A 12,664-nucleotide genomic window follows, 5' to 3' on the forward strand; every position below is an offset into this window, starting at 1 on the left:
TGCACCGCCGACTTGAACCGTAAAGGCCCGCGATCTTTTGACCAGCCCTCTTCTTGAAGCCGTAGCGCTTGCCTGTGAACGCGACCTGCGCCTGCTGTTCGAGCAACTCGACCTGCGGCTTTCGGGTGGCGACATGGTGCAAGTCAGTGGCCCCAATGGCAGCGGCAAGACCAGCCTGCTGCGCCTGCTGGCCGGGCTGATGCAGCCCACGGCCGGCGTGGTGCGTCTCAACGGCAAGCCGTTGAACGAACAACGTAGCGAGCTGGCGCGCAACCTGGTCTGGATCGGCCACGCCGCCGGCATCAAGGACGTACTCACCGCTGAAGAAAACCTCAGTTGGCTCAGCGCCCTGCATCATCCTGCTTCCCGTGACGCCATCTGGCAGGCCCTGGCCGCGGTGGGCCTCAAGGGCTTTGAAGATGTTCCCTGCCACACCCTGTCTGCCGGCCAGCAGCGCCGCGTGGCCCTCGCCCGCTTGTACTTGACCGGCCCGCCGCTGTGGATTCTCGACGAACCCTTCACGGCCCTCGACAAACAAGGCGTGGCTCAACTCGAAGCGCACCTGGCCCAGCACTGCGAACAAGGCGGCCTGGTGGTGCTCACCACCCACCACACCTTGGCGCGCATGCCGGCTGGCTACCGTGAGCTGGACCTGGGGCGGTGGTCGCTATGAGTGTGTTCGCCCTGTTGGTGGCCCGTGAAGCCCGACTGCTGTGCCGTCGCCCCGCCGAACTGGCCAACCCGCTGGTGTTCTTTGCCATCGTGATTGCGCTGTTCCCGCTGGCGGTCGGCCCGGAGACTAAACTGTTGCAAACCTTGTCCCCGGGACTGGTGTGGGTCGCCGCGCTTTTATCGGTTCTGCTATCGCTGGACGGGCTGTTTCGCAGTGATTTCGAAGACGGTTCCCTGGAACAGTGGGTCCTTTCGTCGCACCCTTTGCCACTTCTGGTACTGGCCAAGGTGCTGGCACACTGGGCTTTTTCCGGCTTGGCGCTAGTCTTGCTCTCGCCACTGCTTGCCATGATGCTCGGGTTGCCCGTTGAATGCCTGCCGGTGCTACTCCTGTCCTTGTTACTCGGCACGCCGGTGCTCAGCCTGTTGGGGGCGGTGGGCGCAGCGTTGACGGTCGGCTTGAAGCGTGGCGGGCTGTTGCTGGCTCTGTTGATTCTGCCTTTGTATATCCCGGTGTTGATCCTGGGCAGTGGCGCGTTACAAGCCGCGCTTATGGGCATGCCGGCGACCGGTTACCTCTTGTGGCTTGGCAGCCTGACCGCCCTGGCGGTAACCCTGACACCTTTTGCTATAGCCGCCGGCCTGAAAATCAGCGTCGGCGAATAATGAGGTCTGACCCTGCGTTAACGACGCGGAGTCAGTAAAGACCCTGAGCTTTTCGCCACGACGAAAAGCACCGTGATGGAAACAACAATGAACTGGACCTGGTTTCACAAGCTCGGCTCGCCCAAATGGTTTTATGGCATCAGTGGCAAGCTGCTGCCGTGGTTGAGTATCGCCGCCATCCTGCTGATCGGCATCGGCCTGGTCTGGGGCCTGGCCTTCGCGCCGCCGGACTATCAGCAAGGTAACAGCTTTCGCATCATCTATATCCACGTGCCTGCCGCGATGCTGGCCCAGTCCTGCTATGTGATGCTGGCGGTGTGCGGCATCGTCGGCCTGGTCTGGAAGATGAAGCTGGCCGATGTGGCCCTGCAATGCGCCGCGCCCATCGGTGCGTGGATGACCGCCGTGGCGCTGGTGACCGGTGCAATCTGGGGCAAGCCGACCTGGGGTTCGTGGTGGGTGTGGGATGCGCGACTGACCTCGATGCTGATCCTGCTGTTCCTGTATTTCGGCCTGATCGCCTTGGGCAACGCCATCAGCAACCGCGACAGCGCCGCCAAGGCCTGCGCGGTGCTGGCGATTGTCGGCGTGATCAACATCCCGATCATCAAGTACTCGGTGGAGTGGTGGAACACCCTGCACCAGGGCGCCACCTTCACCCTCACCGAAAAACCAGCGATGCCCGTGGAAATGTGGGCGCCGTTGCTGCTGATGGTGCTGGGCTTTTACTGTTTCTTCGGTGCCGTATTGCTGCTGCGCATGCGCCTTGAAGTGCTCAAGCGTGAAGCCCGTACCAGTTGGGTCAAAGCCGAAGTGCAAAACTGCCTGGGAGCACGCGGATGAGTTTTGCTTCTTTCAGTGATTTTCTCGCCATGGGCCACCACGGCCTGTATGTCTGGACGGCCTATGGCATCTGCCTGGCGGTGCTGGCCCTCAACGTCGCCGCGCCGATCCTGGCCCGCAAACGTTACCTGCAACAAGAGGCGCGACGTCTGCGCCGGGAGACTGAAAAGTGAATCCGCTGCGTAGAAAGCGTCTGTTGATCATCCTTGCCATCCTGGTCGGCGTCGGCATTGCCGTGACCCTGGCCCTGAGCGCCCTGCAGCAGAACATCAACCTGTTCTACACGCCCACCCAGATCGCCAATGGCGAAGCGCCGGTCGATACGCGCATCCGCGCCGGCGGCATGGTGGAGCAGGGCTCGTTGAAGCGTTCCGGCGATTCGTTGGACGTGACCTTCGTGGTCACCGACTTCAACAAGGCCGTGACCATCACCTATCGCGGCATTCTCCCGGACCTGTTCCGCGAAGGCCAGGGCATTGTCGCCCTGGGCAAGCTCAACGCCGACGGCGTGGTAGTGGCTGACGAAGTGCTGGCCAAGCACGATGAAAAATACATGCCGCCCGAGGTCACCAAAGCCTTGAAAGACAGCGGCCAAACCGCGCCCGCCGCCCCAGCCAAGGAGGGCTAAGCCATGACGTCCGCACTGTTTATTCCTGAGTTGGGCCAGTTGGCGATGATCCTCGCGCTGTGCTTTGCGGTGGTCCAGGCCGTGGTGCCCTTGCTGGGTGCCTGGCGCGGCGATCGCCTGTGGATGAGCCTGGCGCAGCCGGCCGCCTGGGGCCAGTTCGCTTTCTTGCTGTTCGCCTTTGGTTGCCTGACCTACGCCTTCATGACCGACGATTTTTCCGTCGCCTACGTTGCCAACAACTCCAACAGCGCCTTGCCCTGGTACTACAAGTTCAGCGCCGTGTGGGGCGCCCACGAAGGTTCATTGCTGCTGTGGGCCTTGATCCTCGGCGGCTGGACCTTCGCTGTCTCGGTGTTCTCGCGCCAATTGCCGCAAGTGATGCTGGCGCGGGTGCTGGCGGTGATGGGCATGATCAGCATCGGTTTCCTGCTGTTCCTGATCATGACCTCCAACCCGTTCACCCGCATCCTGCCGCAGATCCCGGTGGACGGTCACGACCTCAACCCGTTGCTGCAGGATATCGGCCTGATCGTGCACCCGCCGATGCTCTACATGGGCTATGTGGGCTTTTCCGTGGCCTTCGCGTTCGCCATCGCCGCCTTGCTCGGCGGGCGTCTCGACGCCGCCTGGGCGCGCTGGTCACGGCCATGGACCATCGTCGCCTGGGCCTTCCTCGGTATCGGTATCACCTTGGGCTCATGGTGGGCCTACTACGAACTCGGCTGGGGCGGCTGGTGGTTCTGGGACCCGGTGGAAAACGCCTCCTTCATGCCGTGGCTGGTGGGCACCGCGCTGATTCACTCCCTGGCCGTTACCGAAAAACGTGGTGTGTTCAAGAGCTGGACGGTACTGCTCGCCATCGCGGCGTTTTCCCTCAGCCTGCTCGGCACTTTCCTGGTGCGCTCGGGCGTGCTGACCTCGGTGCATGCGTTTGCCTCAGACCCTGAGCGCGGCGTGTTTATCCTGATCTTCCTGCTGTTTGTCGTCGGCGGTTCGCTCACCCTGTTTGCCCTGCGCGCGCCGGTGGTCAAGAGCCAGGTCGGTTTCAACCTGTGGTCGCGGGAAACCCTGTTGCTGGGCAATAACCTGGTGCTGGTGGTGGCCGCGTCGATGATCCTGCTCGGCACGCTCTACCCGCTGGTGTTGGACGCCTTGAGCGGCGCCAAGCTGTCCGTGGGGCCGCCGTACTTCAATGCGTTGTTCATCCCGCTGATGGGCCTGTTGATGGTGGTGATGGCGGTCGGTGTGCTGGTGCGCTGGAAAGACACCCCGGTGAAATGGCTGGCGGGCATGCTGATGCCGGTGCTGCTCGGCAGCGTGGCCCTGGCGGTGATCGCCGGGTTTGCCTACGGCGACTTCAATTGGGCGGTACTCGCGACGTTCCTGCTGGCGGCCTGGGTGTTACTGGCTGGCGTGCGTGACATCGTCGACAAGACGCGTCACAAGGGTTTGCTCAAGGGCCTGCCCACCCTGACCCGCAGCTACTGGGGCATGCAGATCGCCCATATTGGTATCGCGGTGTGCGCCCTTGGGGTGGTGCTGTCCAGCCAGAACAGCGCCGAGCGCGACCTGCGCCTGGCGCCGGGCGAGTCCATGGACCTGGCCGGTTACCACTTCATCTTCGAAGGTGCCAAGCACTTCGAAGGGCCGAACTTCACCTCCGACAAAGGTACTGTGCGCGTGGTGCGCAATGGTAAGGAAATCGCCGTGCTGCACCCGGAAAAACGCCTGTATACCGTGCAGAGTTCGATGATGACCGAGGCTGGCATCGACGCCGGTTTCACCCGTGACCTGTATGTGGCCCTCGGTGAACCCCTGGGCGATGGCGCCTGGGCCGTGCGCGTGCATGTCAAACCCTTCGTGCGCTGGATCTGGTTCGGCGGGTTGCTCACCGGGTTCGGCGGGTTGCTCGCGGCGTTGGACCGGCGCTATCGGGTCAAGGTCAAGAGCCGGGTGCGTGAAGCGCTGGGCCTTTCGGGAGCTGCGGTATGAAGCGTTGGTTGATGGTTGTGCCGCTGGCGTTGTTTTTGCTGATGGCGGTGTTTTTGTATCGCGGGTTGTACCTGGACCCGGCCGAGCTGCCCTCGGCGATGATCGGCAAGCCGTTCCCCGCCTTCAACCTGCCAACTGTGCAGGGTGACAAGACCCTCACCCAGGCCGACTTGCAGGGCAAGCCGGCGCTGGTCAACGTGTGGGCCACCTGGTGCATCTCTTGCCGCGTCGAACATCCGGTGTTGAACAAGCTGGCCGAGAAGGGCGTGGTGATCTACGGCATCAACTACAAGGACGACAATGCGGCGGCCTTGAAGTGGCTGGCGGAATTTCATAACCCGTATCAGCTGGATATCCGCGACGAAGACGGCAACCTGGGGTTGAACCTCGGCGTGTACGGCGCGCCGGAAACCTTCTTCATCGATGCCAAAGGTGTGATCCGCGACAAGTTCGTCGGCGTGATCGACGAAACGGTGTGGCGCGAGCAACTGGCCGCCAAGTACCAGGCCCTGGTCGATGAGGCCAAGCCATGAAGCGTTGGTTGACCGCAGCTGTTTTAGCCCTGGGCCTGGCTGGTGTGGCCCACGCCGCCATCGACACTTATGAATTTGCCAACGACGCCGAGCGCGAGCGTTTTCGCGACCTGACCAAGGAACTGCGCTGCCCCAAGTGCCAGAACCAGGACATCGCCGACTCTAACGCCCCGATCGCCACTGACCTGCGCCGAGAGATCTTCCGCATGCTGGGGGAGGGCAAGGACGACCAGCAGATCATCGACTTCATGGTCGACCGCTACGGCGATTTCGTGCGCTACAAACCGGCGCTCACCGGCAAGACCGCGCTGCTGTGGTTTGGCCCGGCCGGGCTGTTGCTGGCCGGCGTGGTGGTGATGGCCGTGATCGTGCGCCGTCGCCGCGTCGCACCGATTGATGGCGCTGATGCGCTGTCCCCTGAAGAGCGCAAACGCCTCGACCAATTGCTGGACACCAAGACTGATGATTGATTTCTGGCTCGCAGCCGGTTTGCTGCTACTGATTGCCCTGAGTTTCCTGTTGATCCCTGTGTTGCGTGGCCGTCGTGCCCAGCGCGAAGAGGATCGCACCGCGTTGAACGTGGCGCTGTACCAGGAACGCGTCGCTGAGCTGCAAGCGCAGCAGGACGAAGGTGTGTTGAATACCGCGCAACTCGACACGGGCCGCGCCGAAGCGGCCCGCGAGTTGCTGGCCGACACCGAAGGCGTGGAAAAGCCCCGTGAATCGCGGTTAGGCAAACCGTTGCCGTTTTTGGCGGCGTTTCTGGTGCCTGTGCTGGGCGTCGCGCTGTACCTGCATTATGGCGCGAGCGACAAGGTCGAACTGACCCGAGAATTTTCCCAGCCACCGGTATCCATGGCCGATATGACCCGCCGCCTGGAACGCGCCGCCGCCGCGCAACCGGATTCGGCAGAAGGTTTGTACTTCCTTGGGCGCGCCTATATGGCCCAGGACCGTGCCGCCGATGCCGCCAAAGTCTTTGAACGTACGGTTGCATTGGCCGGGCGCCAACCGGAATTGCTCGGCCAATGGGCCCAGGCGCAGTACTTTGCCGACAACAAACAGTGGTCGCCGAAGGTTCAGGCGCTGACCGACGAAGCCTTGAAGCTCGACCCCAAGGAAGTCACCAGTCTCGGCCTGCTGGGTATCGCCGCCTTTGAGGGCCAGCGTTATCAGGAAGCCATCGACTACTGGAACCGCCTGCTCGCGCAATTGCCGCCAGAGGACAACTCCCGCGTCGCCTTGCAAGGCGGAATTGACCGCGCGGCAGAGAAGCTCAAGGAGAGCGGTGGCAGCGTCGCTCAGGTGCCAAAAGCGCTTTTGAAAGTGCGTGTGGATCTATCCGCCGAGGTGAAAGCCAAGGCCCTGCCAGGCGACAGCGTGTTCATCTTCGCCCGCGCCGTTAACGGCCCGCCGGCACCCTTGGCGGCCAAGCGCGTGACCGTCGAGGCATTGCCGGTCACCGTCGAACTGGGCGATGCTGACGCGATGATGCCGCAGTTGAAACTGTCCAACTTCCCCGAAGTCCAACTGGTTGCGCGCGTATCCCGGGCCGGCCAACCGACCACTGGCGAATGGATCGGCCGCAGCCAACCGTTGGCCAGCAGCACCACCGCGCTGCAGCAATTGACCATCGACACTCCGGACCAGTAATTCTGAGGACACGCCCATGACCGCATTTGCACGCATCACCTTGCTCAGCCTGGTACTCGGCCTGAGCGCCTGTGCGGTCCACCGCCCACCTGCGGCGCCGACCGGCCCGACTATTCCACCTGTTGGCCCATCTACGCAGCCGAGCACCAAGCCCAGCACCAAACCTTCCGGCCCCGTGACACCGGCGCCCAAACCTCTGCCAAGCAAATCGCCGACCTTCGCCCCACCGCCGGGCGCCGCCAGCCATTGGGACGGCAAGATGCAGGTGTATGTGCTGGACGACCAGCCTGACACCTTCTACCGCCAGCGCACCTACTACCGCTGGAGTAACGGTTGGAGCCGCTCCATCAGCCCCAATGGGCCATGGGAAGAAACCAATGTGCAAGGCGTGCCGCCGGGGTTGAGCAAGCAGTACGCGCAATGACAAAAGGCGACCGTGTTCAGGTCGCCTTTTTTATTTTCGATTTGGAATGCTATTAACTGACGGAGCTGGCTTGCCTGCGATGGCGGCCTAACAGTCAACACAGTTGGACCGGGTACATATCCGTTATTTAGGTAACGGCCACCTAGGGTTCCGCTCTGACAGCGGGTCACTTTTGGAAAAGAGCCCGGAATGCCGGCCCAGCCAAAAGTAACCAAAAGGGCTCTTGCCCCACCACTCGGCACCTCGCTTAGGCTCGGTGTGCCCGTAATCCGCCGGCATCCCTGCCGGTTTACCCCCCAAATCCCTGTCGAATTCCGGCCAGCGTGGTTTGACGGGGCGCCTAAGATCAAGATCAAAAGCAGGTCAAGATCAAGAGCGGCTCGCTTCGCATCGTGAAGAGTCTGCGCGTTATGGCATGACAATCGCTGAATTTCCCACCACCCTGGAAGCCGCGCGCGGTTGCCGGCAACTGAACATGAAAGTCTTGATGGGCGCGCCGAACGTGGTGCGTGGTGGGTCGCACTCGGGTAATGTGGCCGCCGCCGGCCTGGCTGGCGAGGGATTGCTGGATATACTTTCCAGTGACTACTACGCGGCGAGCCTGTTGCAGGCGGCGTTCGTACTGCCGATCAACAAGATGGCGGTGATCTTTGCCGCGCAGTGCAGATGATCAGCCTGGCGCCGGCACAGGCGCGGGCTTGAAGGACCGAGGTGAAATCGCCATTGGCCTGCGTGCCGACCTGGTGCAAGCCAGGAGCCGCGAAGGGCTGCCGATGGTGCAACAAGTCTGGAGACAAGCGAAGAGGGTGTTTTGATGGCAGGCAGGTTGATCTATCTCATCGGGCCATCGGGTTCGGGCAAGGACAGCCTGCTGGATGCCGCGCGTCCACGCCTGGTCGAGCGTGGCTGCCGTATGGTGCGGCGCGTGATCACACGGTCGGCAGAGGCGGTGGGCGAAGCGGCGCAAGGGGTGAGCCCGGAGCAGTTTGCGCTGATGGAAGCCGAGGGCGCATTTGCCTTGAGCTGGCAGGCAAATGGCTTGTCCTATGGCATCCCCAGGGAAATCGACGATTGGCTGGCCGCTGGGGACGACGTTCTGGTCAACGGCTCCCGTGCTCACCTGGCGCAGGCTCGTGAGCGTTACCCGACGTCGTTGGTATTGCTGCTGACGGTGGACCAAGCGGTGTTGCGCCAGCGTTTGATCGCGCGCGGGCGTGAGTCATTGGCCGACATCGAGGAACGCCTGGCGCGCAATGCGCGGTTCACTGCCGAGTTGATTGCGGGCAATGGGGCGGGCTTGTTCGTGTTGGATAACTCTGGCCCGTTGGCACATACCGTCGAGCGTTTGCTGTGCTGCCTGGACCACGGGCGCACGGTATGCGCTTGACGCTGCTGGGCACCGGTGATGCGCGGCAGGTTCCGGTGCATGGCTGCGAGTGTGCTGCGTGCGGGTTGGCGCGCAGTGATCAAAGCCGCCCCAGCCGCAGGTGCCGCGTAATCACAATGACCTGACGCTGGCGCTGCAGAGCATCGAAGACACCGGGGCGCAGTTGGGGGGGGCTGACCCATGTGGGGCATACGTTGGATACGTGGTTGCTGGCGCATCGTCATGAGTTGCCCCGACATGTCTCGGTAGGTTGGGACAATCGAGTCGTGTAAGGCGTGGCCTTGTTAGCAATCAGACAAGAAGCTTGATGTTCAGTTTGTTTTTTCCAGTGTGTTTGATTGTTTTTCTGGATGTTTGAAGCGTGTCGCTTGATTGAGTCAAGTTTGTTGTTTGCACTTTTTTTTCTTCGGTGGCATCAAGGTTTGAGAGTGCTTGGGGGATGCGAGTATTCCACCTCGAATAAAACATGTGTGGTTTTATTACTGCCATGTTTAATGGTGGGTTGTTGAAATGAAATGACGGTGGTGAAGGTCTTTTCAATGTGGGAGCTTTATCGGGCTGACAACGGAGCAGTCGGCATCGGTAACTCGCATATATGGACGGTTAACTTTCCACTGTTCAGAGTATCAAAGCACATGCATATCCCTGTTAGGCAGTCTTCTTACTCGCGTCCTTCAGATAAGTTACAGCCCGATCTTTCACCCGATGAACACCAAGTTGTTCTCTGGGCCAACAATAAAAAATCTTTCACCACGGATCAGGCCGCGAAACACATCACCCGCGGTGGCTTCAAGTTTCATGATCGCAACAATGATGGAAAAATCGTCGTGGGTTATAACTTTGCGGGCGGCTTCAATGCGGCTCAGAAAGAACGGGCCAGGCAAGCCCTTCAGTACTGGGCGGATGTTGCTAATATCGAATTTGTTGAAAATGGCCCGAACACGGATGGCACAATAAGCATCAAGGGTGTTCCGGGTTCGGCAGGCGTCGCGGGGTTGCCCAACAAATATAATTCGAACGTCCAGGCCAATATAGGCACCCAGGGTGGGCAAAACCCGGCGATGGGCAGTCACTTCCTGGGCTTATTGATCCATGAACTGGGGCATACCCTTGGGCTGAGTCATCCAGGTAAATACGACGGCCAGGGTTTCAATTACGATCGGGCTGCCGAATATGCCCAGGACACCAAGGCTCGCAGTGTCATGAGCTATTGGACGGAGACTCATCAGCCGGGGCACAATTTTGCCGGGCGCAGCCCGGGTGCCCCGATGATGGACGATATCGCCGCCGCCCAGCGGCTCTACGGCGCCAACACCAAAACCCGGAATACCGACACCACCTACGGCTTCAATTCCAATTCAGGCCGGGAGGCTTATAGCCTCAAGCAGGGGAGCGACAAGCCGATCTTCACCGTCTGGGACGGTGGAGGTAATGACACGCTCGACTTCTCCGGGTTCACCCAGAACCAAACCATCAACCTCAAGGCTGAGTCATTCTCGGACGTGGGGGGCTTGCGAGGAAATGTGTCGATTGCCAAGGGTGTGAGTGTGGAAAACGCCATTGGCGGTACAGGCAACGATACCTTGACGGGGAACGAGGGCAACAATCGGCTCACGGGCGGCAAGGGGGCCGATAAGCTGCACGGCGGAGCTGGAGCAGACACGTTTGTTTACCGCCGCGCCAGCGATTCAACGCCGCAGGCACCGGACATCATCCAGGACTTCCAGAGCGGGAGCGACAAGATCGACCTGACCGGTGTTGTTCAGGAGGCGGGGCTCAAGTCGCTGAGCTTCGTCGAGAAATTCAGCGGCAAGGCGGGCGAGGCCGTGCTCGGCCAAGACGCGAAAACCGGCCGTTTCACGTTGGCGGTGGACACAACGGGAAATGGTACGGCGGATCTACTGGTTGCCAGCCAAAGCCAGATCAAACAGGCGGATGTGATCTGGAACGGTCAGGCGCCGACAGTGACGCCAACGCCTGAACCCACTGTGGTGCCTGTGTCGGATCCCGTGCCGACCCCTACTTCAGAGCCGACTGAACCTGAACCCACGCCTGAGCCCGCCCCTTCGCCCGTCCCGACTCCACGGCCTGGAGGAGGGTTTATCGGGAAAATTTTTTCATCATTCAAGGGGTTCATAAAAAAAGTGTGGTCGATATTCAGGTGAGCCCAGTCACTATTCGCTAACCCCCCCGACAAGCCTGCCCAGGCAGGCGTCTGTGTGCCAGGCAACGACCTCCCGTGGGGTTCTCAGTCCAGGGAACCCCACGATTGCACTAGAACCTTTCTCTTACTTCTGACCGTATACGCGTGCGGCGCTGCGTGCCTGCTTATCAAGTGAGCATGGCTACTTTCAAGCCACGTTCATGTCGTGTTTTTTTCACCAAACTATCAGGGGTTGGTGATGCCTTCCCGTTTTTTCAGTTATTCAAAATTCCCGTTGACTCACTCACTGGGTTTATTGCCTGTGCGTTATTCATGTTCCCGTTTCAGAGGTGTCGGACTGATCGCCTGTTGCAGTGCATTGAATGACTCATGTGCGGCAGACTGAAGTCGCTGTATGTGGAATGCTGATTTTTTCCTTCATGTTCTATTCTATTGTTCGCCATTCAAGTTGGTAGTCGCCTGGGGGACGTGAAAAATATGAGGGTGGATGCATATTCAATTGCGTCTCAGGTCTTGTCTGGTTGTGAGTTATGCTTTGCAATAAATATATTTTTTAGTTTGTTTTAGTATTTTTATCTCTTATATATCAATGGGTTGTAATTTTTTTGAACGGCGATTTGAATTTTGAGGTTTCAGGTTTTTTCGGTTGTAAGTCTAAAGTGTTTTTAAATTTTAGAATGTGTCCTGGTGAATTAATTGGTCGCTGGCGTGATTACCTTTGGCATGCGAATTTAAGCGGGTGCCGATAACTACTGCTGCTCTTGTTGGGCGGAAATCGGTATCTCGAATATGTTGTTTTACCGTTCGAGTCTGATTTTTATGAGGACTTTGGTTTATGAGAGTGCCAGGACCAACCGCAACGAATTCTAATGCAGGGCAGGTGCCAGATCCGAGGAGTGGCATCAGCCCGGAGGGCCCTACGCAGGTATATACACTAAACAGCAAAAAAACCGTCTTCACTACGGAACAGGCCGGGAAACATATCACCCGCAGCGGTTTCAAGTTTCATGACAGTAACGGTGATGGCAAAACCACGTTGTCCTATCGTGTTTCCAAGGGCTTTACCTCACAGCAGGCAGATCAAGCCAGGCAGGCACTGCAATCCTGGCAGGATGTCGCTAACGTCACATTCACTGAAAAAAGGCAGGGGGCTGACGGCCATATAGATATCAATGAGATGCACGGAACCTCTGGGGGTATGGCCTCACTCCCCAACCGCTATATGAGTCAAACTTTCGCAAATGTCGGAACAGCGAATGCAGGTGCAAACCCTCCACGGGGTCATTATTTTCGCGAAGTTCTAGTTCACGAAATAGGCCACACCATTGGGCTGGAACACCCGGGGGACTATGATGGCTCTGGTAACTATGGACGGGACGCAGCGTATGCCGGGGATACTCGAGCGCGTTCTGTGATGAGTTACTATTCGGAAAAAAACCAGCCGGGACATGATTTCAAATCATTGAACCCCTCTGCGCCGATGATGGATGATATATCGGCCGTTCAGAAACTCTATGGGGCGAATACTAAAACGCGTAATACCGATACGACGTATGGATTTAATTCCAATACAAACCCCCCTCTGGCAGGATAGTTGTCACCCTCCAGTTTTCCCCAGATAGGCGGTAAAGGACACCGATGTGGCCCGTTATTCCCATGAGCGAAAAGAAGCCGTGCTGAGCAAGTTGTTGCCGCCTTACAA

General features: G+C 59.4%; 13 protein-coding genes and 1 pseudogene. All 14 read left to right on the forward strand.

All coding sequences use genetic code 11. The features are described 5' to 3' along the window. Positions 1-37: 37 nt before the first annotated feature. Complete coding sequence (gene ccmA, locus TX24_RS19505) at positions 38-673, forward strand: cytochrome c biogenesis heme-transporting ATPase CcmA (protein WP_003189949.1); 636 nt, start codon at positions 38-40, stop codon at positions 671-673. After that, complete coding sequence (gene ccmB / locus TX24_RS19510) at positions 670-1,338, forward strand: heme exporter protein CcmB (protein WP_003189951.1); 669 nt, start codon at positions 670-672, stop codon at positions 1,336-1,338. Before ccmA ends, ccmB begins: the two co-directional genes overlap by 4 nt. Before the next feature lie 87 nt (positions 1,339-1,425). Continuing rightward, positions 1,426-2,181, forward strand: coding sequence for a heme ABC transporter permease (locus TX24_RS19515; protein ID WP_003189953.1), 756 nt, complete (start codon positions 1,426-1,428; stop codon positions 2,179-2,181). Further along, positions 2,178-2,354, forward strand: coding sequence for a heme exporter protein CcmD (gene ccmD, locus TX24_RS19520; RefSeq protein ID WP_003172771.1), 177 nt, complete (start codon positions 2,178-2,180; stop codon positions 2,352-2,354). The genes TX24_RS19515 and ccmD overlap by 4 nt, the downstream gene beginning before the upstream one ends. Continuing rightward, a complete protein-coding gene (ccmE, locus tag TX24_RS19525; protein ID WP_034135169.1) occupies positions 2,351-2,809 on the forward strand; it encodes a cytochrome c maturation protein CcmE in 459 nt (152 codons plus the stop codon). Before ccmD ends, ccmE begins: the two co-directional genes overlap by 4 nt. A 3-nt stretch (positions 2,810-2,812) precedes the next feature. Further along, the gene (locus tag TX24_RS19530; protein WP_003189956.1) at positions 2,813-4,801 is read left to right on the forward strand and encodes a heme lyase CcmF/NrfE family subunit; all 1,989 of its coding nucleotides are present in this window, start codon (positions 2,813-2,815) and stop codon (positions 4,799-4,801) included. After that, on the forward strand, positions 4,798-5,334 hold the full coding sequence (locus TX24_RS19535) for a DsbE family thiol:disulfide interchange protein (protein ID WP_003189958.1): 537 nt from the start codon (positions 4,798-4,800) through the stop codon (positions 5,332-5,334). Before TX24_RS19530 ends, TX24_RS19535 begins: the two co-directional genes overlap by 4 nt. Continuing rightward, the gene (locus TX24_RS19540; protein WP_003189960.1) at positions 5,331-5,804 is read left to right on the forward strand and encodes a cytochrome c-type biogenesis protein; all 474 of its coding nucleotides are present in this window, start codon (positions 5,331-5,333) and stop codon (positions 5,802-5,804) included. The genes TX24_RS19535 and TX24_RS19540 overlap by 4 nt, the downstream gene beginning before the upstream one ends. Further along, positions 5,797-6,987, forward strand: a complete 1,191-nt coding sequence (gene ccmI / locus TX24_RS19545; RefSeq protein ID WP_057710912.1) for a c-type cytochrome biogenesis protein CcmI — start codon at positions 5,797-5,799, stop codon at positions 6,985-6,987. The genes TX24_RS19540 and ccmI overlap by 8 nt, the downstream gene beginning before the upstream one ends. 16 nt (positions 6,988-7,003) lie before the next feature. Then, entirely contained in the window at positions 7,004-7,411 is a 408-nt protein-coding gene (locus TX24_RS19550; protein WP_003189963.1) for a hypothetical protein, read from the forward strand. Positions 7,412-7,754: 343 nt separating this feature from the next. Then, positions 7,755-8,226, forward strand: a pseudogene (locus TX24_RS19555) (alpha-D-ribose 1-methylphosphonate 5-triphosphate diphosphatase); the annotation flags it as partial. Further along, complete coding sequence (phnN, locus tag TX24_RS19560; RefSeq protein ID WP_003189968.1) at positions 8,226-8,798, forward strand: phosphonate metabolism protein/1,5-bisphosphokinase (PRPP-forming) PhnN; 573 nt, start codon at positions 8,226-8,228, stop codon at positions 8,796-8,798. The pseudogene TX24_RS19555 and the gene phnN, both read left to right, overlap by 1 nt. Before the next feature lie 515 nt (positions 8,799-9,313). Next, complete coding sequence (locus TX24_RS19565; protein ID WP_309295829.1) at positions 9,314-10,963, forward strand: M10 family metallopeptidase C-terminal domain-containing protein; 1,650 nt, start codon at positions 9,314-9,316, stop codon at positions 10,961-10,963. Positions 10,964-11,797: 834 nt separating this feature from the next. After that, complete coding sequence (locus TX24_RS31085; RefSeq protein ID WP_157255557.1) at positions 11,798-12,556, forward strand: matrixin family metalloprotease; 759 nt, start codon at positions 11,798-11,800, stop codon at positions 12,554-12,556. Positions 12,557-12,664 lie beyond the last annotated feature (108 nt).

It is taken from the genome of Pseudomonas lactis (genome assembly GCF_001439845.1).
Lineage (GTDB): Bacteria > Pseudomonadota > Gammaproteobacteria > Pseudomonadales > Pseudomonadaceae > Aquipseudomonas > Aquipseudomonas lactis.